Here is a 23,129-nt window from a genome sequence, read left to right as displayed (position 1 = left end):
GTTCCTTTTCTGACAGGCACCGGTTACTGCGAAAGGAACAACTCCCCGGGATCGCGATGGTTCCGCAGGTTCACCCGTTGCGCCGAGAGTCTTATTATCCGCACGGCGCGCAGTTCCCCATCCGAGTGAATTCGGGCAACCAAACAAGGTCGCGTGTAGTTGGTACGGATGCTCTCGGAAACAACTGAAGGGGAATCCCACATGATGAAGAAGGCTGTGGCGGCTGCCGCCGTCACCGCGTCTCTCGTCGGCATCTCCGCCGCGGCCGCGCCCCAGGCGCTCGCCAACGGGGACGACAGCCCGACGACCTCGTTCAGCGGCAACCACTCGTCGCAGGCGTTCGGCAACTCGGCCACGTACGGCAACATGAGCCCGCAGATGGCGCTCATCCAGGGTTCCCTGAACAAGCCCTGCATCGGCCTGCCCGCCAAGGCCAACATCCAGAACATCGTGGGCCTCGTCAACGTCGGCCTCCAGGACATCCCGATCCTGTCGGCCCCGCAGAACCAGCAGTGTGTCGAGAACTCGACGCAGGCGAAGGGCGACGAGCCGCTGTCGCACATCCTGGACGACATCCCGGTTCTCTCCTCCAACGGCACCGGCAACGACTGATCCGTATGCCGCACGCGTTGGGCCGCCGTATTCGGCGGCCCAACTGCGCTTTACGAGTGCGCGTATAGCTCTCAGGTATTAGCCCGAATGGGTCAGGGTCCGCAACCGTCGTAATTCTGACCAGTTGTCTAACCGTAGCTCCGTCAACGGAGTACGGTAATGAAGGGAATTCGCATGAAGAAGCTGTGGGCAACCGCAACGATCGTCGCTTCCATCGCCGGCCTGTCGGCGGTGGCTGCTCCCCAGGCCCTGGCCATCGGTGACGACAGCGGCACCACCTCGGCCAGCGGCAACGGGGCCCAGGAGGCGTTCGGCAACTCCTCCGCCGACGGGGACCAGAGTCCGCAGCTCACCCTGGTCCAGGGCACGCTGAACGAGCTCTGTGTCGGTCTGCCGGTCAAGGCGAACGTCCAGAACATCGTGGGTCTGGTCAACGTCGGCGTCCAGGACATCCCGATCCTGTCGGCCCCGCAGAACCAGCAGTGCGCGGAGAACTCGACGCAGGCCAAGGAGGACGAGCCGCTGTCGCACGTGCTGGACGACATCTCGGCCCTGTCGGCCAACGGTGTGCAGAACGGCTGACACGCTTGACACACCTGAGGGGCGGCTGCGTCAGGCAGCCGCCCCTCAGGCGTGTCCGGGTATGTGGTGCGGGTGTCGCTACGCGCCGACCAGGTTGGTGACCGGCGCCACCAGGTCCGTGACCTGGTGCAGCTCGCTCAGCTTGTTCAGCTGGTTGAGGCCCTGGATCTGTTCGGCGGTGTGCGGCACCTTGTCGCGCTGCGCGGCCGGGATGGCCATGGTGGAGACCGCGTCCAGCGTCGCGGTGGGGGAGATGGTGTTGCCGGACGTGTCGGCCTGGGCGACCGGGGCGGCGATCGCGGTGGCGCCGACAGCGAGCAGGACAGCGGTGATGGCTCGTCGAGTTGAGGTCATGTCCTCTTAACGCCAGTCGGAAGGCGCCGGACACGGCCGCGATTGGCATTCGTCGTCCCTGATGGCGTAGTGTTGCATTCACCGACGCGGGGTGGAGCAGCTCGGTAGCTCGCTGGGCTCATAACCCAGAGGTCGCAGGTTCAAATCCTGTCCCCGCTACTGAAGGCCGAGGCCGGAATCTTTCGAGATTCCGGCCTCGGTCTGTTTATGGGCCCTGACCCGGACGGAGCAGTAACGCTCGCCTCCGGCTCCCGCCCCGGGAACCCTTGGACAGACGCCGGAATCCGGGCGCGGACTGTGGCAGGAGACGAGTGGTGGGGCAGCGAGGAGGGCGGCACAGACACGGAGCGGACGCCGTCGGCACGCGCGCCTTCCTCCGGGTGCTGCCCCTGCTGCTGATCATCGGCGGCGCGGTCTACGAGTACTGCACACCGTCCGGATTCGCCGGTTCACCCCTGTTCAGCGCGGCGCCCCTGGTCGTCGCCCCGTTCTTCTCGCTGGGCAGCACGATCGCGGCCGGAGCGGCGTCGATCGCCGCCATCGTCGCCGTGCATCTCAGGTACACGGCCTTCCACACCGGCGTCTATACGGAGATGGCCACCGTGGCCACCGTGTGCGTGCTGGCCTGCTTCATCAACCGGATCAAGCGCCGCAGCGACGAGCAGCTCGCGTCCGCGCGGCAGATCGCGGAGGCGGCCCAGCTCGCCGTGCTGCCGGAGCCGGCCGGGCGGATCGGCGGTCTGGCGATCGCGGCCCGGTACGAGGCGGCGCAGGCCGACGCGTTCATCGGCGGCGACCTGTACGCGGTGCAGGACACACCGCACGGGGTGCGGATAGTCGTCGGGGACGTACGCGGGAAGGGCATGGGCGCGGTCGCCGCCGTGGCCGTCGTCATCGGCGCCTTTCGGGAGGCCGCCGAGCAGGAGGACAGTCTGGAGGCGGTCGCCCAGCGGCTGGAGCGGGCGCTGGCCCGGGAGGGCTCCCGGCGGCGCGGCATCGACGACTTCGAGGGCTTCACCACCGCCGTGCTCGCCGAGATCCCGCACGGCGGCCGGCTCCTGCGCATCCTCAACCGCGGCCACCCCGAGCCGGTCGTGCTGCTCGGCGACGGCACGGTCCAGGTGATCACGCCCGCGGAGGCGGCGCTGCCGCTCGGCCTGGGCGAGCTCGGGTCCTGGCCGGACCGGGCCACCGAGGCGGAGTTCCCGCCCGCGGCGACGCTCCTGCTCTACACCGACGGGCTCTCCGAGGCACGGGACGCGAAGGGCGTCTTCTACGATCCCGCGGCCCGGCTCGTGGGCCGGATCTTCCCGGGGCCCGATGAGCTGCTCGCCGCGCTGGCCGAAGAGGTACGCCTGCACACCGGGGACGGCGCCACCGACGACATGGCGCTGCTCGCCGTGCGGCGTCCTTGATCAACCTCACGAGGGGTGACCGGACGACCCCTCTTCGCATAACAATTGACACTACGTCAGAAACTGATGGGTTTGAAGCGCGTCAAAAACGACGGGCAACTCGCCCGATTCCGCCCGGTAGTGCCCCGTTAAGTCCAGGCCAAGAACGTGAACGATCAACGGGAACAGCTTGGAATTACTATCGGCTGTCTATTAACGTTCGATAACGCAGCGCGGTCGTCCCAGCCGTCACAAGCGACGGCTCCGTGCGCACACGCTTAATCCCGCAAGGGAGCCGGGGAACCACCAACTTGGGGTGAATCAGGCATAGTTCCGTCGCTTTTCGGGCGTCGGACCGTGCTCGTAGGAGACCTTCCTGCTCCGAACCCGTCAGCTAACCCGGTAGGCGAGAAGGAAGGAAAGGAGAGCGCCCCCGTGGCGTCGAACCGTCCTGCCCCCGAGTTCCCCGGATTCTCCGCCGACCCCGCCCCAGGCGGGTCCGGTGTCGAGCAGGGGACCTGGGAGGAGTGGAATCCCACCGAGGAATCCGTCCGTCCCGTCCGCGGCAGGCACCGCGTGGCCCGGCAGCGCGGCGGACTCGCGCGCAGCTCCACGGTCCTCGGCGTCGGCGTGATCGCCGCCGTCGGCGCGGGCGGCATCGCCACCGCGCAGGGCGGCAAGCCCCCGGTCCACATCTCCATGCCCGACCTCTCGGCGGTCAAGGACTCGCTGCCCGAGGCCAAGTCGCTGCCCGGCGTGGGCGCGCTCATGTCCGACACCGCCGACTCCTCGTCCGGCGCCACCGAGGCCGCCCCGCTCACCTCCATGGGCAACGGCCGGTCGGGCGCGGGCGAAGCGCTGCGGTCGCGCATCATGCAGCAGGCCGAGGCGCAGCAGGACGCCGCCGACGCCAGGACGCAGGCCGCGGCCGAGGAGGCCGCCGCCCAGAAGGCCGCCGCGGAAGCCGCGGCGAAGCAGGAGAAGGCCGAGGCCAAGGCCGCCGCCGAGAAGAAGAAGGCGGAGGAGGAGGCCAAGAAGAAGGCCGAGGCCGAGCGCCTGGCCAAGCTGGCCAAGAGCTACAAGCTCCCCGTCACCTCGTACACGCTCACCGGCACCTTCGGCCAGCCCGGATCCCTGTGGTCCTCCGGCTACCACACGGGCCTGGACTTCGCGGCCTCCACCGGTACGCCGATCTACGCCGTCCACGGCGGCACCATCACCGAGGCCGGCTGGGCGGGCGCGTACGGCTACCGCACGATCCTCACCCTCGACGACGGCACCGAGCTGTGGTTCTGCCACCAGTCCTCGCTGAACGTCAGCGTCGGCCAGAAGGTCAGCACCGGCGACGTCATAGGCCGCGTCGGCGCCACCGGCAACGTCACGGGGGACCACCTCCACATGGAGGTCCACCCCGGCGGTGCCGCCACCGGCGTCGACCCGGCGGCCTGGCTGCGCGACAAGGGCCTCACCCCCTGAGAGCCCGGCCCTCGAACGCCTCCCGCCCCTACGGAACACCTCGTACCGTGGGGGCGTAGAACTGAGGGCATGACTTCTTCCCCCTCACTGCGCAAGCTCGGCTCCTCCGACCTCGAGGTCTTCCCGCTCGCCCTCGGGGGCAACGTGTTCGGGTGGACCGCCGACGAGGCCGCCTCGTTCGCGGTGCTCGACGCCTACACCGCCGGGGGCGGCAACTTCATCGACACGGCGGACTCGTACTCGGCCTGGGTCGAGGGCAACCACGGCGGGGAGTCGGAGACCGTCATCGGCAAGTGGCTCAAGGCCCGCGGCAACCGCGACGACCTGGTCATCGCCACCAAGGTGGCCCGCCACCCCGACTTCAAGGGCCTGCGCGCCGCCAACATCAAGGCCGCCGCCGACGCCTCCCTCACGCGCCTGGGCACCGACCACATCGACCTGTACTACACGCACTTCGACGACGACGAGACGATCCCCGTCGAGGAGATCATCGGCGCGCTCGACGACCTCGTGAAGGCGGGCAAGGTGCGCAACATCGCCGCGTCGAACATCTCGCCCGAGCGTCTCCAGGAGTCCCTCGACGTCTCCGACCGCGAGGGCCTCGCCCGCTACGTCGCCATCCAGCCGCACTACAACCTCGTCTCGCGCTCCACCTACGAGGGCGCCCGGCAGGACATCGCCTCGCGCGCAGGGCTCGCCGCCGTCCCGTACTACGCGCTCGCCTCCGGCTTCCTGACCGGCAAGTACCGGCCGGGCGTCACGGTCGACGGCGCGCGGGCCGGGGGCGCGTCCAAGCACCTTCAGACCGAGCGCGGCCAGAAGGTGCTGACCGCCCTCGACGAGATCGCGCAGGCCCGCGGCGCCGAGGTCGCCACGGTCGCCCTCGCCTGGCTCGCCGGGCAGCCCACCGTGGCGGCGCCGATCGCGTCCGCGCGCACGGTGGAACAGCTTCCGGCGCTGCTCGCGGTGGCGGACCTGACCCTGACGGACGAGGAGCTCGGCCGCCTCACGGCCGCGTCCGCCTGAGCCTTGTCAGTAGCGGTACGGGTTGTACGCGGGAACGTGCGGCATCGGCCCCGCGTACACCGGTGGCCGCCACATGGGGGCGGCGACCTGGGAGGCGTACGCGAGCGCGGGACGTGCGTGATGGCGCCGCTCCCACAGCGCTTCGAGCAACTCGCGCTCCCGTACGACGAAATCGGCGCCGGCCCGGCCCTTGCGGCCGCGGTGCCTGAGCAGCGCGAGCGACGTCGCGTACGCCTCGTACTCGGTGACCGCCGCCTCCGCCTCCTTGCCGCCGTAGTACGCGGCGTACTCCCGGGCGAGGCGGCGTGCCTTGAGCGAGCCGAGGGCGAACGGGTCGGGCGGCGCGAGCCACCCGGCCACGACATACGCGGACAGCTCGGCCCGCACGGTGCGCAGCTCGCGATGGCGTACGTACACGGCGAGCCAGGTCAGCAGGCCGAACGCCGGCACCATGAACGCCGCGTACACCGCGAAGAAGCCGTACTCGCCGAAGGACGACGAGCCGTTCCAGAACGCGTGCATGCCCATCGCCGCGAGCAGCCCGGCGAGCGGCAGCAGGACGCGGCGGGCCCGGCCGCGGTCGGGTGCGATGACCGCGGCGACGCCGAAGCCGATCCCGGTGAGCACCGTGAACAGCGGGTGCGCGAACGGCGACATCACGATCCGCACGAAGAAGGTCGCCGCCGTCACCGAGGTGAGGCCGGGTCCGGTGCCGGTCAGCTGATCGGTGCCGAAGGCGTTGCCGAGATACAGGATGTTCTCGGTGAACGCGAAGCCGGTCGCGGTGACTCCGGCGATCACCACACCGTCGACGATGCCGGTGAAGTCCCGTCTGCGGAACAGGAAGACGAGCAGCACGGCCGCGGCCTTGGCGGACTCCTCGACGACGGGCGCTATGACGGTGGCGCCGAGGGTGTCGGCGCCGGTCGGGTCGGCGGTGGCGGTCTCTATCCACCGCGTCGCGAAACTGTTCGCGACGATCGCTATCAGGGCTGCCGCGCAGGCGCCCCAGGCGAAGGAGAAGAGCAGGTTCCGCCAGGGCCCGGGCTGCACCCGGTCCAGCCAGCGGAACGCGGATATCAGCAGCGGCACGGGCAGCACGGCCAGGCCGAGCCCGACCAGGAACCCCTCGGTACCGGTCTGCTCCCGCACCAGCGCCAGGATGACGGCGCCGGACACCGCGAGGAGCGTGGCGAGCGCCGTGACCCTGACCCCCTTCCGCTCCCACCAGCGCGGATGCGGGACCGCGCCGGTCGGCTGTGTGCCGGGGGCGTGGTCCTGCGGGGGCGGGCAGCCGGGGTACGAAGCCACTCATTGACCCTAACGAGGGATGCGCGGCGCCGCGACGGGGCCGGACTCTTGGGCCGATCCTCGACCGTGACCCGCTACCGGCGCCGGAACAGCAGATCGTGCACCACATGCCCCTTGTCCAGGCCCTGACCCTCGAACCGGGTCAGCGGACGGAACGCGGGGCGTGGCGCGTAGCCGCCGTCCGGCCGCGTGTTCTCGTAGTCGGGGTGGGCGGTGAGCACCTCGAGCATCTGCTCCGCGTACTCCTCCCAGTCCGTCGCGCAGTGCACCAGCGCGCCGGGCTTGAGCGGGCCGGCCACCTGGGACAGGAACTCGGGCTGGATCAGCCGCCGCTTGTTGTGCCGCTTCTTCGGCCAGGGGTCGGGGAAATAGACGCGCAGCCCGTCGAGGCAGGCGTCGGGGAGCATCGCGCGCAGCAGGATGATCGCGTCGCCGTTGGCCACCCGTACGTTGGTCATGCCGCCGCGCTCGGCGAGGCCCAGCAGATTGCCCTGGCCCGGGGTGTGCACGTCGACCGCGAGGATCCCGGTCGACGGGTCGTCCGCCGCCATCTGCGCCGTGGCCTCGCCCATGCCGAAGCCGATCTCCAGGACGACCCGGTCGACGCCCGGGAACATCTCGGCGAGATCGAGGACGCGCTGCCCGTCGATGTCGAGGCCCCACTTCGGCCACAGCCGCTGCAACGCGTCGGCCTGCGAGGTGGTGACCCGGCTGCGGCGCGGCTGGAAGCTGCGGATCCGCCGCTCGAAGTGCGATCCGGCGGGATCGGGCCGGGGCCCGTCCGGAAAACGCGGCTCGTTCGGGCGCGCGGGCGGGGCGGGGTTCTGGGGGGTTTCGGACTCAGACACAGTGGGGCGATTTTACGGGTCCGGAGCGCCCGGCCGCACAGGCGCCGCCGCAGCTCGGTGCCGGCCGGGCCTTCGGTGCAGGCCGGGCCTCAGGCCGAGGCGAGTGCGGCGAGGGCGCGCCGGGCGACCTCTCTGCCGATGGGCAGGGAGGCTGTCGCGGCCGGTGACGGCGCGTTCAGCACATGGACCGTGCGGGCGCCCTCGCGTATCAGGAAGTCGTCGACGAGGGTGCCGTCCCGCAGCACCGCCTGCGCGCGCACTCCGGCCGGCGCCGCCACCAGGTCCTCCGGGTCGACCGCGGGTACCAGACGGCGCACCGCGTCGGTGAAGGCGCGCTTGGAGGCCGAGCGCAGCAGCTCGCCCGCCCCGTACCGCCAGTGGCGCCGCGCTATCCGCCACGACCCGGGCCAGGCCAGCGTCCCGGCGAGCTCGCGGGGGCGGACGGTGCCCCAGTCGTAGCCCTCACGGGCCAGCGCGGGCACCGCGTTCGGTCCGACGTGGACGGAGCCCTCGATGCCGCGCGTCAGATGGACCCCGAGGAACGGGAACGCCGGATCCGGCACCGGGTACACGAGCCCGCGCACCAGCTCGGGCCGGGCCAGGTCGAAGTACTCGCCGCGGAACGGCACGATGCGCATCCCCGGGTCGTCCCCGGCGAGCCGGGCGACCTGGTCGCACTGCAGCCCCGCGCAGTTGACCAGGACCTTGCCGCGCACGACGGTCCCGGCGGCGGTCCGCACGGCGACGCCCCGCGCGGGCCGCCGGTCGATCTGCACGATGTCCGCCCCGTACCGGATGTCGGCGCCGGACATCTCGGCGAGGTGGCGGGCGACCGCGCGGTAGTCCGCGATGCCCGTGCTGGCGACCTGGATGGCGGCCAGGCCCCGCACCTCGGGCTCGTACTCCTGGATCTGCGCGGGGCCCAGCTCGCGCACCGCGATCCCGTTCTCCCTGCCGCGCTGGGCGAGGGCGTGCAGGCGCGGCAGCTCGTCCCGCTCGGTGGCGACGATCAGCTTTCCGGTGACGGCGTGCGCGATCCCGTACTCCGCACAGAACTTGACCATCTCGGCGGCGCCGCGCACCGCGAACCGGGCCTTCAGCGAATCCGGGCGGTAGTAGATCCCGCTGTGGATCACCCCGCTGTTGCGCCCCGTCTGGTGCCGGGCCGGGCCCGCCTCCTTCTCCAGGACGACGACGCGCGTGCCCGGCGCGGAGCGCGAGACGGCATACGCGGTGGCGAGCCCGACGATTCCGCCGCCGACCACCAGCACATCCCCGTCATACGCAGTCGTGCTCACCGGGCCTCACCTCCATGTCCTGCATCTTGCCCGACACCACTGACAATCCATGCGGGACAGGGGGCATCGCTATGCCGGAGCCATCAGCAGAGGCCTGGCCCGCTCCCGCAGCTCGACCACCCGCGGCTCGTCACCGTACGGCTCCAAGCGGTGCAGCAGGTCTCTCACGTACTCCGTGGTCCGCGCGGAGGAGATCCGTCCCGCCACCTCCAGGGCGCGGGTCCCCTGCTCGCACGCGGCGTCCAGGTTCCCCGACTCCAGCTCGGCCACCGCCGACACCACGAGGCGCAGTCCGTGCGAGCGCACGAACTCCTCGGTGGGCCGCGACAGTGCCTGCTCCGTGAACCTGCGCACCTGCCGCGGCGCCTTCAGGTCCCGGTAGCACTCGGCGGCGTCCGCGGCGAACCGGTCGTAGGAGTAGAAGCCGAGCCAGGACGGGTCGCTGTCACCGTCCCGGGACCGCTCCAGCCAGCCCTCGGCGGCCCGCAGCGCGGCGCCCGCCGCCTGCGCGTCACCGGCACGCGCGTGCGCGCGCGCCTCGACGAGCCGGAAGAAGCTCATGGTGCGGGCGGTCGCAAGGCCGCGGTTGCGCTCGAGCGCGGCCTGCGCGAGATCGACGCCCTCGTCCCCGAACCCGCGGTACGTGGCCTGCAACGACATGGAGGCGAGTACATAGCCGCCCAGGGGCACGTCCGCAGCCGCGCGAGCAAGCCGCAACGCCTGGATGTAGTACCGCTGCGCCGCCTCCTGCTGCCCGGTGTCGAACGCCATCCACCCGGCGAGGCGCGTCAGCTCGGCCGAGGCGCCGAACAAGGAACGCCCCACATCGTCGGAGTACGAGCCGAGCAGCAGCGGCGCCGCCTCGACCCGCAGGCACTCCGGCACCATCGACGAACGCCAGTCGCCGCCGCCGTACTTGGAGTCCCAGCGCCTCGCGTCCTGCGCGGCCTCCCGTAACTTCAGCACGTCGCTGTGGCCGACCTTCTGGGGCGAGCCCTCCTCCGTGATGTGGGCCTCGCGCGCCACCGACGAGTCGGCCGGATTTATCAGCCATCGCGAGGCCGGCGTCGCGTACGCGCTCACCGCGAAGGAACCGGCCAGGGACTGCCAGATGCCGCCACTGCCCGCCCGGCGCCCGGCGAGGTCGAGCCGGTACAGCTCGGTGGCCGCCTTCACCGCCGCCCGTACGTCACGGGGGAAGGCGAGGCCCACCTCCGGCGCGGGATCGGCGTCGGCGAGACCGATCTCGTGCAGCGGTACGGGCCTGCCGAGCTTCTGGCCGATGGCGGCCGCGATGAGATGCGGGGCGGCGCCCTGCGGCACCATGCCCTTCGACACCCAGCGCGCCACCGACGTCTTGTCGTAGCGAAGGGTCAACCCGCGCTGTCCACCTAGGTCGTTGACACGCCGCGCCAGTCCCGCGTTACTGATCCCCGCGAGGGCGAGGACGGCGCCGAGCTTCTCGTTCGGTCCGCGTAGCTCCCTGGACATGCGCCACCCCTCGACACAGACGCTGCCGCGCCGGCACTTCGCAGACCATCTCGGCCTGGCATAACCGCGCGGCATTCGTACACCCAGCGTAGTTCGCCGGATCCCAAGCGTTAAGTGGCGCAGTTCCGGATGGCGAGATTGTTGTCCGTACGGAAATACGGCGCAGGCCACGCCCCGTGACCGTGTGCTCCGGTTGTGGCGCCGTGCGCCCGTGCGTGCGCTCTTACTCGGGCATGGGGGGAGCGATTGCATGGGACCTGCGTGGGTCGGCCCGCTGTACTGGATCCAGTGGGCTGGGGGACACCGCCGCCTACATCCCCGCGGGCGGCGGACCGGTCCGGGAGGCGATGTGCGCCTCCCGGACTGTGCGTTGCGCGCTGTGGCCGAACCGGGGTGTCCAGCTCCGGCCAACCGCGGCCGATTTGGCCGAATCTCGCCCCCGTCGTCCTACGTCGCCGTGGTGGTGCCACGGTTCAACCACGGCTCGAAAGGGGCGCATTAGGGGGAGTGCACGCCATGGCTCGCTCCCCACTTGGCCCCTCTCCGACGCCTCCTTCGTGGCAGCATGGGTTCCCCTTGGTTGTCCACAGGTTGTGGAGGCGGCGATGCGGTGGTTGGTGGGATGGAGCAGTACCACCGCTGGGCCTGTTGCCTTCGAATCCGCGGGAGCCATGGGAGGCGAGGGCGAAACGGTACATCCGGTCGGCTCCCAACTCCTGTGGGGTGACCCGGATCCGCTCTGGGCGGTCGGCGACTGGCGCCCCGACGAGGTGCGCGTCGTGAAGGTCGACGACCACACGAGGATCGCGGTCCTCGGCGTGTGCGGCGCCTCCGACGAACAACTGCGGGTCGGCCTCTTCGCCGCGCGCGGCGGCGCCCTGCGCCACCTCACCAACTGGCCGGGCAGCTACACGGCCGTCGTCCAGGTCGGCCGCCGCGTCATGGTCATCGGCGACCTCGCGGGCGCCCGCCCGGTCTTCTACACCCCGTGGGCGGGCGGCACGGCCTACGCCACCGCCGCCCTGCCCCTCGCCGACCTCATCGAGGCCAACCTGGACGTGGGCCACCTCGCCGCGCTGCTCGCCACCCCCGACGTCCCCGAAGCGCTGCACGACTCGACGCCGTACCAGGGCGTACGCCGCATCCCGCCCGGCCACGCGCTGATCCTGCGGGCCGGCGCGCGCGAGATCGCCGGTTACGAGGCCGTGGCGTCCCTCGCGGTGGGCGCGGGCCCCGTCGACCCGGACACGGCGGTGAGCGGCGTACGGGACGCGCTCGTGGACGCCGTACGGACCCGCCTCGCGGCGCCCCGGCACGTGCCCGGCACCGACCTGGACCCCGGGCCCGTGCCCGGCATGGGCCCCGCCGAGCGGCGCGCCGCCCGCGGTATGCCCGTGCCCGGCATCGGCGCGGACCTCTCGGGCGGCCCCGCCTCCGGCACCCTCGCCCTCCTCGCGGCGGGCCTGCCGGGCCTGCCCGGCACGGTCCTCGGCCACGGCACGGGCGCGGGCGAACGACTCCTGGCCGTCACCTTCAACGACATCTCCACCACCACCGCGACCCGCGAGGCCGAACTCGAACGAGCGGGAGCGATCGCGGCCAACCCGCGCCTGCACCACGTAGTAGTAGCGGCGGGCGAAGAAGCGCTGCCCTATGCCGACTTGGAGGGCCCGCTCACGGACGAGCCGAGCGCCACGCTCGTCACGGCGGCCCGGCACCGCGCGCGGCTCTCCTCCGGGAGCGCCGACCACTTCACGGGCTACGGAGCACGCCAGGTCCTGGACGCGCACCCCGCCCGTCTCACCGACCTCCTGATGGACCGCAGACGCCGTCACATGGTGCGGCCGATGGCGGCGCTCACGAAGGCGGACGGTGGTTCTCTCGCGGTGCCCGCGCGCGTGTACGGCGCGGCCCGCAAACTGGCCCGCACGCCGTACAAGGCGGGCCTCGAGGGCCTGGCGGACCGGCTCCTGCAACGCAGCTTCGACGAGCCCGGCGGCGCCGTCGAAGCGTCCCTCGCCGCACTGACGTGGGCCAGGCCCGGCCCGGCCGCGCGCTGGCTGACCGGTGAGGCCCTCAGAGAAGTATCGGTTCGCCTCACTCTCGGAACGACGCGTCCCGGACCCGGGCCCGGCCAACGCCCCGGTGAATTCCGGGCCCGCGCAGCCCTGGCCCGCCATGCCGCGGACCTACGCATCCTCGAACAGGCCGCGGAGATCCGCTTCCAGCGCCTGCACGCCCCGTTCCTCGACAACCAGGTGGTCCGCGCCTGCCGTGCGCTTCCCGAGACCCTGCGTGTCCAGCCGGGGGCCCGCGCGACGATCCTGCGTACGGTCCTGGAGGGCGCCGGCGTCGCCGACCTGCCGCCGGGCTGGGGAGCACCCTCCCATGCCTCCTCGGCGGCGGCGGCCCGCACGGGCCTGCGCGTGGCGGCCGACGATCTCATCGCCCTCTTCGACACGCCGCTGCTGGCGCAGACGGGCCTGATCGAGGCCCGCGTGGTCCGCAAGGCGCTGCGTGCGGGGGCCGACGGGGAGCCCCTCCCCTTGGACGGCCTCGCCGACCTGGTCGCCCTGGAACTGTGGCTGCGCCGCCTGTTGTCGCGCCGCGGCACCTGCTGGACCGGCACGCCGGCCCGCGCCCGGGCGGTCCCTACGGGGAGCGTGGTCCCGGACAGGGCTCTCGGAGCGGGTCCGCTCCGCTAGGTCGGCGGTATTCATCCCGGGCGGGTTGTCGAGGGTCGCCCGGCACCGGTTCGGGGCCTGCCCTCGGCCCGGTTGTTGACACGCGCCCGGCGCTGGGGGCCGCCTTGCCCACCCTGCCGCCCTGGGGGCCCCCCGAACGGAGCCTGGGGGAGGCAGATTGCCCAAGGCGGGGCGGGGCGGGATGTGCCCTCGGTGTCCCGGTGCTCCGGTGGTCAGTCGGGTACGAGACGGGCGGGTGGGGACGGGTTGGTGTGCCCCCGCAGGACTCCGCAGGCACACAATCCCGGCCCACTCGCCTATGGCGGACAACAGGCGTGGAGACCGAACCGGCCGAGGAGGTACACCAACCCGGCCCCACCCAACCCACACGACCCCAGCGCAAGAACCAGCGACAATGCCCCGGTGCAGTACACAATTCTGGGCACGACACAGGCCCACGACGACAGGGCACCCCCGTACCCGTAGGCGGCCCCCGCCTCCGCGCCCTGCTCGCGTCCCTGGCCCCGCACACCCCGCGAACGGCCCCCATCGACGCCCTCATCGACGACGTATGGGCCGACACCCCACCCGCCGACGCCCCAGCCGCCCTCCAGGCCCTGGTAGGCCGCCTGCGCAGAGCCCTGGGCAAGGAAGCGATCACCTCGGAGGCCGGCGGCTACCGCCTCACAGCGACCCGCGCCGACATCGACCTGTACGTCTTCGAGAGCCTGGTCCGCGAGGGCACCGCGGCCCTGACCGCGCACGACCCGGCAACAGCGGCCCGCATCCTGCGCGAGGCCCTGGCCCTCTGGCAGGGCCCGGCGCTGGCCGACCTCCCCGACCACACGGCGGCCACCCGCGAGCGCCCCCCACCCGCCGACCAATCAACCGCAAGTGAACCGAGACTCGGCCCAGTCCGCGAGCCCCACCGCGCCGAACGGGGTGTGCGGTTCGGCCACGAGCCGGATCGTCTTGTGCCCGGTCAGCCCGACGTGCACCGGCACGGCCGGATCGTTGCCCCGGACGACCGGGGAGTTCCAGGCCGGGGCGCCGTCGACGTAGACGGAGAACCGGACGGCGCCGAGCCCCAGCGTCATGTCGTCGACGCCGACGGACGCGTCGTACGCGGTGCAGGCGCGGTTCAGGTCGATGGTGACGGAGGACCTGGCGTGCACGGTGACCCCGTTCGCATACTGCTTGCCGCCGATCGACATGCCATACCGCTGCCACACCCAGCTGCTCTCGCCGAGCCGCATCTCGGGCTTGGTGCCGTCGCCGACGACGCCGTACGCCAGCGCGTTCCACTGGTAGACGGCGGGGGCCGGCGGAGGCGTGGGCTTGGGCCTCGGTTTTGCGGGCGGCGGCGGTGACGCCGGGGTCGGAGTGGGTGTCGGCTTCGGCGTGGGCTCGGCAGGGGCGGGCTTCGGGGCCGGTTTCACCGTAGGGGCGGGCTTCGACGGTGTGGGCTCGGGCTTCGGCGCGGGGGATTCGGGCGCGGGGGTGGGTGTCGGCGGTTCCGGGGAGGGTTCCGGCGGCGGGACGGGCTGGGAGACGGGCGGCTTGTCGGCCTTCGCCTCGGGCTTGGCCTTCGGGTCTCCGGCGAGTGCGATGGCGACGGCGACGGCGACTCCGGCCGCGGCGACCCCGGCGGCGATCCCGGCTTTGGCGGGCGCTCCGAGCCCTTCGGCGGCGGCCCCGCCGGCTGCGCCGCTGCCCGAGCTGCCGCCCGCTGCCGCGGCCGCACCGGCTCCGGCTCCCGCCGCACCCGCGGTGCCGCCGCCGATGAGGGCGACGACTTTCGCGTATCCGGCGGCGCCGAACCAGCCGATGACGGCGATCGGGACGACTGCGGGGATGCCGCTGGCGACTTCCTTGATCTGCCCGGCGGCCAGCCGGCACTTGGCGCACTCTTCCATGTGCTTGCGCAGGCCGCGCTCGGCGCGTGTACGGAGGCTGCCGCGCGCGTAGGCGCCGAGCCGGTCCGCGTAGCGGGAGCATTCTTCGGATTCGGTGAGGGTGGCGGAGACGTGGGCCTGGAGGTAGGCCTCCTTCAGGCCTTCGCGGGCTCGTTTGGCGAGGACGCGGGTGCCGTTGGCGTCGAGGCCGAAGAGTGTGGCGACGTCGCTGGGGGACTCGTCCTCGACCTCGGTGTGCCAGAGAACGGCCTGCCACCGCTCGGGCAGTGAGCGGAAGGCCTGCATGGCCATGGACTGTTCGGCCTCGTGCATGGCGCGGACGTCGGCGCCGAGGTCGAGGGTGTCGTCGTCGGAGACCTCGTTCGACCGGGTGGCCTGTACGGCGAACACGGCGAAGTCGTCGACCAGGTGTTCCCTCTTGGCGCTCTTCGTCCAGTGGGCGGCGACGCGGCGCACGGTGGTCAGGAGGTAGGCGCGCACGGCGTGCTCGGGCCCGTGGCCGCCGCGGACGGCGCCCAGCATGCGGGCGAACACTTCGGCGGTCAGATCGTCCGCGGTGTGGCCGTCACGGCAGCAGGTGCGGGCGTACCGGCGGACGGCGGCGGCGTGCCGGCGGTACAGCTCTTCGTAGGCGCTGTCGTCGCCGGAGCGCATCCGCTCGATCAAGTCGGCGTCGGAGAAGGGCAGTTCGCCTTCGCCGCCGGCGCTCTCGGTGCCGGCCGAACCGCCGCTCTCACGCTGGGCGGGCACAGAGACATCGGCGTCCACTGTGTCGACCGTGGCGACGTCGGCCACCGCGCCCCGAGTCTGCCCGGAAGTCCTACCGGGCCCGCCCTGACTCGGCACCTGGGGCGGCTGCGGCTCATGAGACGGCTGTGGCACCTGAGGAGGCTCGAGCGACTCGGAGGAAACCCCCTCCGCGCCACCCCTCCCGCCCTCGGCCCCTTGCTCGTCCCGCCCGTCAACGCTCATCGCGGAAAGCCCCCGACCGCACACTCTGACCCGACCACCGGCAAAGCGTGCCACACAGGGGTCCCACGGATCCGGTCCGTGCACAGCAACCACTCATCCGTGGAGATTCCCCGTACCTGAGCACTACGGTTCACTCATCCGGGGAACGCTGGACGGGCAGAAATGGCGCAATCTGGGTGTCGAGCAGGGGTGTTGACCGCGGACAGCGCTACAAGCACGCCGTCCGCGGCCCTCGCACCCACGCACTCACTAGGGCCGCGAACGCAGCCCTTCCAAAAGGATGTCGAGCAGCCGAGCCGACGCCGCCGCCTGCTGCGCCGCGTCCGGCAGCGAGGGCGCTGCCGTGGCGATGACCAGCAGGACGTCCGAGACGGTCACGTCACCGCGCAGCTCACCGGCTTCTCGCGCCCGGTCCACGAGCCGCCCCACGACCTCGAGCAGCGTCGCGGCGCCGGTGTCGTCCGCGGACAGGCCGTCGTCGGACACGGCCGGCCGCTGTTCCACGAGCCGCAGTTCGGGCGCCCCGCTGCGCTGCTCCGGGACGCGCGTCTCGTCGCGGACACCGTCGGAGCGCTCGTCGGCGACGCCCACCCGCAGTACCTGCGGAGGGAGCAGCCGGCCCGCGCCCGAGGCGACCGAGGTCCGCAGGAAGCGCGAGAGCGCCGACCACGGTTCGTCCTCCTGACCGAGCGCGGTACGCGCCTGGTCGGTCAGCCGGGACGTCTCTTCCTCGGCTATCCGTCGCACCAGTACGTCCTTGCTGGGGAAGCGCCGGTACACCGTGCCCACACCGACGCGGGCGCGGCGCGCCACGTCCTCCATGGGCGCCCCGTACCCCAGCTCGCCGAAGACCTCGCGGGCCGCACGCAGCACATGCTCAAGATTGCGCTGGGCGTCCACCCGCAGCGGCGTGGAGCGTGAACTGTCGCTCCCCGGCCGCCCGTTGGCCCCTCCCGAGGCGCCCGTGGGCGCGACGGCAGACGCTGAGGTCCATTGACTTTCCTGAATGTGCATATGTGTTCCCCCGGTAATGACGTCTCCCCCCGGAGACACTCCCCGCCATTGTCAGCCGGAGCGTGCGGAACAGACAGCGATTTCGGGTCCGTCCTGCGGCCCCCACAGCGCATCCCCCGACACCCCGACAGCACACGAACATAGTTGAGCGGGGGTCAATTCAGAAGGGGCAGGTTCCGCACGGAGCGCCCCTCGAACGGAGTACGCGGCGATTCCACCCCGATTGCCCCCCTGGCACGTGCCCCCGCCCCACCCGCTGACCTGCACACCTGTCCCACAGCGCGGTGGACCGCCCGACCGGTACGAGCGCCTCCGCTCCGTCACACAAATTGTCGGGGCTGTGGACAAACGCAAGAGCCCGATGCGTCATGGGTGGGTGAGGGAACCTGCGCGCATTCTCGTTGTCGGCGGCGGCTACGTCGGGATGTACACCGCCCTGCGCCTCCAGAAGAAGCTGAAACAGGAGCTCAGAAGCGGCGCGGTGGAGATCGTCGTCGTCACCCCCGACCCGTACATGACGTATCAGCCATTTCTGCCGGAGGCGGCGGCCGGCTCGATCTCACCGCGCCATGTCGTCGTGTCGCTGCGCAGCGTCCTGGAGCACTGCCATGTGATCGTCGGGGAGGTCGTCTCCGTCGACCATGCCAAGCGCACGGCGGCGTACACCACGCTCGCCAGCAAGGACGAGGGCACGGGCCCGGCCGCACTCACGTACGACGAACTGGTCCTGGCGCCGGGCTCGGTCTCCCGGACGCTCCCGGTGCCGGGGCTCGCCGAGTTCGGGATCGGGTTCAAGACGGTCGAGGAGGCCGTGGGCCTGCGCAACCACGTCATCGAGCAGCTGGACATCGCCTCCTCCACGCGCGACCCGGCGGTCCGTGACGCGGCGCTCACCTTCGTCTTCGTGGGCGGCGGCTACGCGGGTGTCGAGGCGCTCGGCGAGCTGGAGGACATGGCCCGATATGCGGTGAAGTACTACCACAACGTCAAGCCCGAGGACCTGAAGTGGATTCTCGTGGAGGCGAGTGACCGGATCCTGCCCGAGGTGGGCCCGGAGATGGGCCTGTACACGATCCGCGAACTGCGCGGCCGCAACGTCGACGTACGCCTCGGGACCCGCCTCGAGTCCTGCGAGAACCGCACGGCGGTGCTCAGCGACGGTTCCCGCTTTCCCACGCGTACGGTCGTGTGGACGGCCGGCGTCAAACCGAGCCCGCTGCTCGCCGCCACGGACCTGCCGCTGACCGACCGCGGCCGTCTCAGGTGCACGGCGGCCCTGGCCGTCGACGGCGCCGCGCACGCATGGGGCGCGGGCGACGCGGCCGCCGTCCCCGACCTCACCGCCGAGGAGGAGGGCACGCAGTGCGCGCCCAACGCCCAGCACGCGGTGCGCCAGGCCCGGACACTCGCCGACAACATCGCGGCGTCCCTGCGCGGCCAGGCCCTCACCGACTACGAGCACGCGTACGTGGGTTCGGTGGCCTCCCTCGGCCTGCACAAAGGTGTCGCACACGTCTACGGACGCAAGCTGAAGGGCTACCCTGCCTGGTTCATGCACCGCGTCTACCACCTCAGCAGGGTGCCCACCGTCAACCGGAAGGCCCGCGTCCTGACCGAATGGACACTGTCCGCCCTGTTCAAGCGGGAGATCGTCTCGCTGGGCTCGCTGGAGCGGCCGCGTGCCGAGTTCGAACTCGCGGCCGGGCCCGTCCCTCCCGAGGACCCTTCCGCACCGCCGGCCGGCGGCCCGAAGGGGTCACCCTGACCGATCGGCCGACGGCGCCACGCCGCAGAACCCCAGCCCGATGACCCCACCCCGAAGGCGCCACGCCGACACGCCCCGGCGACGACCTGACGACCGTACGACCGAAGTTTCGACCGCCGTTCGACCGGAGCGCGGAACTCCTCCTCCCGGTACGGCATCTGACGTTTGTCAGTACGGTCGGCCAGACTGGTCCACGACCCTGGGCGGGCCCCTCGCCCGCCCTCGACCATACGAGGCTTGCCCCACAGTGAACTTCACGCGCTGGAGCGCCCGGCTCCCCGGAACACAGCGCCGCGCCGCAGCGCGGGCCGACCACGGCCTCCCCCAGCGAGCCGAGAGCGCCGTGCCCGCGGCCCGCGCCGAGCATCCGCCCGACGAACCCGAGCAGGGCGGCCCGGGCGGTGGCGGCGTGGACGAGCTGCCCGTCCGCGCCGTCCTGGACCGCATCCCCGCCCTCGTCGCCCTGGTGCACGGCCCCGAGCACCGCGTCGCGTACGTCAACGACGCGTATGTCGCGGCCTTCGGCGACCGGCCCGCCGGTGAGCCGGCCCGCCAGGCCATGCCCGAGCTCGACGAGCTGAGCCTGCTGCCCCTCCTGGACCAGGTGCTGCGCAGCGCGAAGCCCCGTACGGTCAAGTCCCGCAAGGCGGGCGGCCGCTCGTACACGGTCACCTGCACCCCGCTCGAGACGGCCGAGGGCCCCGGCGTCCTGGTCTTCGCGGCCGACGTCACGGACCACGCGGAGGCGGCGGAGCGGCTGCGCACGAGCGAGCGCGAGCAGCGGGAGACGGCCGTCACCCTCCAAAGATCGCTGCTGCCGCAGGAGTTGGAGGAGCCCGACGACCTGCGGATCGCGGCCACGTACCAGCCCGGCGGGACGGAGGCCGCGGTCGGCGGGGACTGGTACGACGTCATCACCCTGGGCGGCGGCCGCACGGCCCTGGTCATCGGCGACGTGATGGGCCGGGGCGTGCGCGCGGCGGCCGTGATGGGCCAGCTCCGCACGGCCGTCCGCGCCTACGCACGTCTCGATCTGCCTCCGCACGAGGTGCTGCAACTGCTGGACGGCCTTGCCATCGAGATCGACCCGCAGCAGATCGCCACCTGCGTCTACGCGGTCCACGACCCGAACGAGGGCCGCCTCGTCTACGCGTCGGCGGGCCATCTCCCCATCCTCGTACGCGACGAGAACGGCACGATCCATCGCGCCGAGGAGCCGACGGGCCCGCCGCTCGGTACCGGAGGCTGGCTGCACACCTCGGGTTCGGTGCCGCTCGGCCCCGGTTCGACGGCCGTCATGTACACCGACGGCCTGGTGGAGCGCAGGGACGAGGACATCGACGAGGGCGTGGCGGCGCTCGAGCACGCGCTGTCGGGCGCGACCGGCACGCCGCAGGTCATCTGCGACCGCCTGATCAGGGCGGCGGGGGTCACGGCCGACCATGACGACGATGTCGCGGTCCTCGTCCTCCAGCATCCGGCGCGCAAGGGGCCTGACGGCGAGCGTTTCCGCAACGCGGCTCTGGAACTGCTCGGCGGCGTGGAGGCGGCGCCTCGCGCCCGCGCCTTCGCCTCCGGCGTCCTGACCAGCTGGCGATTCGCCCCCGACCTGCACGACCTGGGCGTCCTGGCCGCGAGCGAACTCGTCGCCAACTCCTTGCAGCACGGCACCCCGCCCATGCGCCTGCGCCTGCGTCGCACCGACCGCCGCCTGATCATCGAGGTGACGGACGGCGACGATCATCTGCCGCGCCGCCGCCGTGCGGAGCCCGCCGACGAGACGGGCCGCGGCATCGCGATCGTCGCCACGATCGCCTCGAACTGGGGCTCGCGGCGCACTCCGGGCGGCGGCAAGGCGGTCTGGTGCGAGTTCGTCCTGCCGAGCACGCCCGGGTGAATTACGAAGGCGGCCGGCCCCCGAAGGAACCGACCGCCTTGCGCACCCTGCCTCACGCGTCCTGCCCGCTCACGCCTCCGCGGGGGCCGGCGCCGGCGAGCTCTGCATCACGACACGGCTCCCGGCCAGCGACGGCTGGTTCTGTACGGGGGTGAGCCGCTTCCCGAGCCGCAGCGCCAGGGCGGTGATGCCCAGCGAGAACAGCAGGAAGGTCACGATGTACGGACCGTGCAGCGCGGCCCCCATCGGCCCGCCGACGGCCGGACCGACCGCGAGCGCGAGCTGCTTGACCAGCGCGAACGCCGAGTTGTACGAACCGACCATCCCGGCCGGCGCGAGGTCCGCGACCAGGGGCGCCAGGGTCGGTGACAGCATCGACTCACCGAGCCCGAAGAGCGCGTACGTGGAGATGAACGCGGCGGTGGCCATGGCCTGGCTGCCGTGCCCGAGGCCCGCGTAACCTGCGGCGATCCAGGCGACGGCCCAGATGAGCCCCACGGCGGCGATGACCCGCGACCGCTTGCGCCGCTCGACGAACTTCAGCACGGCGAACTGCGCGACCACGATCATCGCGGTGTTGGCGGCGAGCGCGATCCCGAGCGTCGACGGCGAGATACCGGCGGCCTCGACCCCGTAGGCGCTCAGCCCCGACTCGAACTGCCCGTAGCAGGCGAAGAACAGCACGAATCCGAGCCCGCACAGCTGCACCATCGCCCGGTTCCCGAGCAGCGCGCGCAGCCCGCCGGTGGACTCGCCGGTCGGTATCGCCTCGCCGAACGAGGGCGCGTGCGGCATCCGCACGCTCAGCACGATCGCGCCGAGCACCAGGAACATCACGGCCTCGATGCCGAAGAGCAGCAGGAAGCTGTCCGGTCGGCTCTCGTCCACGATCTGGCCGCCGATGAGGCCGCCTATGCCGAGCCCCAGGTTCTGCAGAAAGAACTGCATGGCGAAGGAGCGCGTCCGCGTCTCGGGCGACGAGCACCAGACGATCATCGTCGCGAGGGCGGGCTGCAGCACCGCGGTCCCGGCGCCGAGCACCGCGGCGGCGCCGATGGCGGCCGGCTCACTGGTCGCGAGCCCCAGACCGATCGCTCCCGCGGCCGCCACGACCGACGCCACCAGCAGGACGGGCAGCGGACCACGCCGGTCGATGGCGCGGCCGGTGAAGGGCAGGACGACCAGGGCGGCCATGGCGAACGCGGCCAGCACGATGCCGGCCGCACCGGCACCAAGATCCCGAACCTCGGCCACATACACATAGAGGAACGGAACCGTGAAGCCGACGCCGAACGCGCTCAGCGCGCTCCCCACCTGAACCCGGCGCATCGCAGCGCCCATCGCCCTGGTCACTTTCACCTGTCCTTTCGCAGTCAAGACTTCGAAGCTAAAGTTAGAAACTAAACAATACACAGAGAAGGACTTCAACGCCAACCACTTGCGTGCCATACTGCGCGGCATGGCCGACACCACCGGCGGGCCGCCAGCCGAGCCGACCCTCGACGAGCAGATCGCCGCGTATCAGCGGGAGTTCCAGGACCTCGACCCCCAGGTCGAGGCGATCGTCTCGGCGCTGGGCAGACTCAACCGCCGGATGAACGTGGCGTACGGGCGCCAGACCGCGGAGATCGGGATCAGCAACACGGAGTGGGAGGTCCTCAAGGCCCTCGTCCTCTCCGGCTCCCCGTACCGGCTGGGCCCGGGTGAGCTCGCCAAGCGGCTGGGTCTGACCCCCGCGGCGATGACGCACCGCATCGACCGCATGGTCCAGGAGGGCCTGGTCACGCGGGACCGCGACGAGAACAACCGCGTCCGCGTGATCGTGGAGCTGACCGAGCAGGGCCGCGAGAAGTGGCTCGCGGCCATGCGTCTCGCGTCCGTCTTCGAGGAGGACCTCCTCCAGGACCTCACGCCGGTGGAGCGCGGCCTCCTCGGCGAGGTCCTCATCCGCCTGCTGCGCCGCGTCGAGGACGCCCAGCCGGACGCCGGCGGCCGCCTCACCGATCTCGACTGAGCCCTACACAGACGGGGGTTGACACTGCCCGGGCCGGTCCGTAAGGTTCTTCGGGTTGCCACGGAGCCGTAACGGTTCTGCGACAGCACCTCCCGCCGCTGAAGCGGCACTCAAACACCAGCACGATCTTCCCCTGGGATTGATTTCGGCGTGCCCGAATTCAATTCGATTTTGGGTTGCGAACGACCTGATCGGTCCGATTAGGAACTGCCGCGAGGATCCGCTAATGTTTGGGACGTCGGAACGGCCCAACAGCCGGAAAGGCACCCCCGGTTGACTGGGAATCAGGCCCGAAAGGATCTGATAGAGTCGACACCGCAGGAAGGCCGAAAGGCCGGAAAGCGAAAGAAGTACCGAGCAGGACCCCGAGGAAATCGGATCGGAAAGATCTGATAGAGTCGGAAACGCAAGATCGAAGGGAAGCGCCCGGAGGAAAGCCCGAGAGGGTGAGTACAAAGGAAGCGTCCGTTCCTTG

General features: G+C 71.6%; 17 protein-coding genes, 1 tRNA gene, 1 pseudogene and 1 riboswitch. Of the genes and pseudogenes, 11 read left to right on the top strand and 8 right to left on the bottom strand.

What is annotated here, in order from left to right; translation table 11 throughout:
• Positions 1 to 201: 201 nt before the first annotated feature.
• Both ABD366_RS42780 and ABD366_RS42775 read left to right on the top strand, forming a co-directional pair.
• Positions 202 to 612: a rodlin gene (locus tag ABD366_RS42780; RefSeq protein WP_324768518.1), complete on the top strand. Its 411-nt coding sequence runs from the start codon at positions 202 to 204 to the stop codon at positions 610 to 612.
• Between the two features lie 174 nt (positions 613 to 786).
• Complete coding sequence (locus ABD366_RS42775) at positions 787 to 1,194, top strand: rodlin (RefSeq protein ID WP_324768517.1); 408 nt, start codon at positions 787 to 789, stop codon at positions 1,192 to 1,194.
• Between the two features lie 78 nt (positions 1,195 to 1,272).
• On the opposite strand, the gene ABD366_RS42770 is transcribed toward ABD366_RS42775, so the two are convergent.
• Positions 1,273 to 1,548 (bottom strand): hypothetical protein, encoded by a 276-nt coding sequence (locus tag ABD366_RS42770; RefSeq protein ID WP_324768516.1) that lies wholly within the window; start codon positions 1,546 to 1,548, stop codon positions 1,273 to 1,275.
• An 85-nt stretch (positions 1,549 to 1,633) separates the two neighbouring features.
• Here ABD366_RS42770 and ABD366_RS42765 point away from each other — a divergent pair.
• The 4 genes from ABD366_RS42765 to ABD366_RS42750 all read left to right on the top strand — a co-directional run bounded on the left by ABD366_RS42765 (position 1,634) and on the right by ABD366_RS42750 (position 5,444).
• Positions 1,634 to 1,707: transfer RNA gene (locus tag ABD366_RS42765), tRNA-Met, on the top strand.
• A gap of 155 nt (positions 1,708 to 1,862) precedes the next feature.
• Positions 1,863 to 2,963 carry a PP2C family protein-serine/threonine phosphatase gene (locus ABD366_RS42760; RefSeq protein ID WP_324768515.1) on the top strand — a complete coding sequence of 367 codons (1,101 nt, stop codon included), beginning with the start codon at positions 1,863 to 1,865 and terminating at the stop codon, positions 2,961 to 2,963.
• A 244-nt stretch (positions 2,964 to 3,207) separates the two neighbouring features.
• Positions 3,208 to 3,366: riboswitch (cyclic di-AMP (ydaO/yuaA leader) on the top strand.
• Between the two features lie 11 nt (positions 3,367 to 3,377).
• Entirely contained in the window at positions 3,378 to 4,418 is a 1,041-nt protein-coding gene (locus tag ABD366_RS42755; RefSeq protein WP_324768514.1) for a M23 family metallopeptidase, read from the top strand.
• A 69-nt stretch (positions 4,419 to 4,487) separates the two neighbouring features.
• The gene (locus ABD366_RS42750) at positions 4,488 to 5,444 is read left to right on the top strand and encodes an aldo/keto reductase (RefSeq protein WP_324768513.1); all 957 of its coding nucleotides are present in this window, start codon (positions 4,488 to 4,490) and stop codon (positions 5,442 to 5,444) included.
• Between the two features lie 6 nt (positions 5,445 to 5,450).
• Here ABD366_RS42750 and ABD366_RS42745 read toward each other — a convergent pair whose 3' ends face one another.
• The 4 genes from ABD366_RS42745 to ABD366_RS42730 all read right to left on the bottom strand — a co-directional run bounded on the left by ABD366_RS42745 (position 5,451) and on the right by ABD366_RS42730 (position 10,392).
• Positions 5,451 to 6,755: a PrsW family intramembrane metalloprotease gene (locus tag ABD366_RS42745; RefSeq protein WP_324768511.1), complete on the bottom strand. Its 1,305-nt coding sequence runs from the start codon at positions 6,753 to 6,755 to the stop codon at positions 5,451 to 5,453.
• 74 nt (positions 6,756 to 6,829) lie between these two features.
• Entirely contained in the window at positions 6,830 to 7,603 is a 774-nt protein-coding gene (trmB, locus tag ABD366_RS42740; protein WP_324768510.1) for a tRNA (guanosine(46)-N7)-methyltransferase TrmB, read from the bottom strand.
• Between the two features lie 89 nt (positions 7,604 to 7,692).
• The gene (gene lhgO, locus ABD366_RS42735) at positions 7,693 to 8,901 is read right to left on the bottom strand and encodes an L-2-hydroxyglutarate oxidase (RefSeq protein ID WP_324768509.1); all 1,209 of its coding nucleotides are present in this window, start codon (positions 8,899 to 8,901) and stop codon (positions 7,693 to 7,695) included.
• Between the two features lie 69 nt (positions 8,902 to 8,970).
• Positions 8,971 to 10,392 (bottom strand): NsdA family TPR-like regulatory protein, encoded by a 1,422-nt coding sequence (locus ABD366_RS42730; protein ID WP_324768507.1) that lies wholly within the window; start codon positions 10,390 to 10,392, stop codon positions 8,971 to 8,973.
• A gap of 605 nt (positions 10,393 to 10,997) precedes the next feature.
• On the opposite strand from ABD366_RS42730, the gene ABD366_RS42725 reads away from it, so the two are divergent.
• Both ABD366_RS42725 and ABD366_RS42720 read left to right on the top strand, forming a co-directional pair.
• On the top strand, positions 10,998 to 13,097 hold the full coding sequence (locus ABD366_RS42725; RefSeq protein ID WP_344443611.1) for an asparagine synthase-related protein: 2,100 nt from the start codon (positions 10,998 to 11,000) through the stop codon (positions 13,095 to 13,097).
• Positions 13,098 to 13,499: 402 nt separating this feature from the next.
• Positions 13,500 to 13,936, top strand: a pseudogene (locus ABD366_RS42720) (AfsR/SARP family transcriptional regulator); the annotation flags it as partial.
• Positions 13,937 to 13,960: 24 nt separating this feature from the next.
• Here ABD366_RS42720 and ABD366_RS42715 read toward each other — a convergent pair.
• Both ABD366_RS42715 and ABD366_RS42710 read right to left on the bottom strand, forming a co-directional pair.
• Positions 13,961 to 15,964, bottom strand: a complete 2,004-nt coding sequence (locus ABD366_RS42715) for a sigma-70 family RNA polymerase sigma factor (RefSeq protein ID WP_411293715.1) — start codon at positions 15,962 to 15,964, stop codon at positions 13,961 to 13,963.
• 249 nt (positions 15,965 to 16,213) lie between these two features.
• Positions 16,214 to 16,978 (bottom strand): TetR/AcrR family transcriptional regulator, encoded by a 765-nt coding sequence (locus tag ABD366_RS42710; protein ID WP_324769444.1) that lies wholly within the window; start codon positions 16,976 to 16,978, stop codon positions 16,214 to 16,216.
• A 361-nt stretch (positions 16,979 to 17,339) separates the two neighbouring features.
• Between ABD366_RS42710 and ABD366_RS42705 the strand changes: the two genes are divergently transcribed.
• Together ABD366_RS42705 and ABD366_RS42700 are read left to right on the top strand one after the other, a co-directional pair.
• Positions 17,340 to 18,743 carry an NAD(P)/FAD-dependent oxidoreductase gene (locus ABD366_RS42705; protein WP_324769448.1) on the top strand — a complete coding sequence of 468 codons (1,404 nt, stop codon included), beginning with the start codon at positions 17,340 to 17,342 and terminating at the stop codon, positions 18,741 to 18,743.
• 247 nt (positions 18,744 to 18,990) lie between these two features.
• Entirely contained in the window at positions 18,991 to 20,640 is a 1,650-nt protein-coding gene (locus tag ABD366_RS42700; RefSeq protein ID WP_324769445.1) for an ATP-binding SpoIIE family protein phosphatase, read from the top strand.
• A 69-nt stretch (positions 20,641 to 20,709) separates the two neighbouring features.
• Here ABD366_RS42700 and ABD366_RS42695 read toward each other — a convergent pair whose 3' ends face one another.
• Positions 20,710 to 21,981 carry an MFS transporter gene (locus ABD366_RS42695; protein WP_324769449.1) on the bottom strand — a complete coding sequence of 424 codons (1,272 nt, stop codon included), beginning with the start codon at positions 21,979 to 21,981 and terminating at the stop codon, positions 20,710 to 20,712.
• Between the two features lie 118 nt (positions 21,982 to 22,099).
• Here ABD366_RS42695 and ABD366_RS42690 point away from each other — a divergent pair, with 118 nt between their 5' ends.
• On the top strand, positions 22,100 to 22,654 hold the full coding sequence (locus ABD366_RS42690) for a MarR family winged helix-turn-helix transcriptional regulator (RefSeq protein WP_324769446.1): 555 nt from the start codon (positions 22,100 to 22,102) through the stop codon (positions 22,652 to 22,654).
• Positions 22,655 to 23,129: the final 475 nt, after the last annotated feature.

It is taken from the genome of Streptomyces kunmingensis (assembly GCF_039533535.1).
GTDB lineage: Bacteria > Actinomycetota > Actinomycetes > Streptomycetales > Streptomycetaceae > Streptomyces > Streptomyces kunmingensis.
This window is presented reverse-complemented; position numbering and strand designations above follow the sequence as displayed.

Excerpts from the sequence above, each read along its gene's own strand:
- ABD366_RS42690 (WP_324769446.1), top strand. The coding sequence starts at position 22,100 with ATGGCCGACACCACCGGCGGGCCGCCAGCCGAGCCGACCCTCGACGAG.
- ABD366_RS42715 (WP_411293715.1), bottom strand. The coding sequence starts at position 15,964 with ATGAGCGTTGACGGGCGGGACGAGCAAGGGGCCGAGGGCGGGAGGGGT.
- ABD366_RS42750 (WP_324768513.1), top strand. The coding sequence starts at position 4,488 with ATGACTTCTTCCCCCTCACTGCGCAAGCTCGGCTCCTCCGACCTCGAG.
- ABD366_RS42695 (WP_324769449.1), bottom strand. The coding sequence starts at position 21,981 with ATGGGCGCTGCGATGCGCCGGGTTCAGGTGGGGAGCGCGCTGAGCGCG.
- ABD366_RS42705 (WP_324769448.1), top strand. The coding sequence starts at position 17,340 with ATGCGTCATGGGTGGGTGAGGGAACCTGCGCGCATTCTCGTTGTCGGC.
- ABD366_RS42725 (WP_344443611.1), top strand. The coding sequence starts at position 10,998 with ATGCGGTGGTTGGTGGGATGGAGCAGTACCACCGCTGGGCCTGTTGCC.
- ABD366_RS42780 (WP_324768518.1), top strand. The coding sequence starts at position 202 with ATGATGAAGAAGGCTGTGGCGGCTGCCGCCGTCACCGCGTCTCTCGTC.
- ABD366_RS42710 (WP_324769444.1), bottom strand. The coding sequence starts at position 16,978 with ATGCACATTCAGGAAAGTCAATGGACCTCAGCGTCTGCCGTCGCGCCC.
- ABD366_RS42730 (WP_324768507.1), bottom strand. The coding sequence starts at position 10,392 with ATGTCCAGGGAGCTACGCGGACCGAACGAGAAGCTCGGCGCCGTCCTC.
- ABD366_RS42770 (WP_324768516.1), bottom strand. The coding sequence starts at position 1,548 with ATGACCTCAACTCGACGAGCCATCACCGCTGTCCTGCTCGCTGTCGGC.
- ABD366_RS42775 (WP_324768517.1), top strand. The coding sequence starts at position 787 with ATGAAGAAGCTGTGGGCAACCGCAACGATCGTCGCTTCCATCGCCGGC.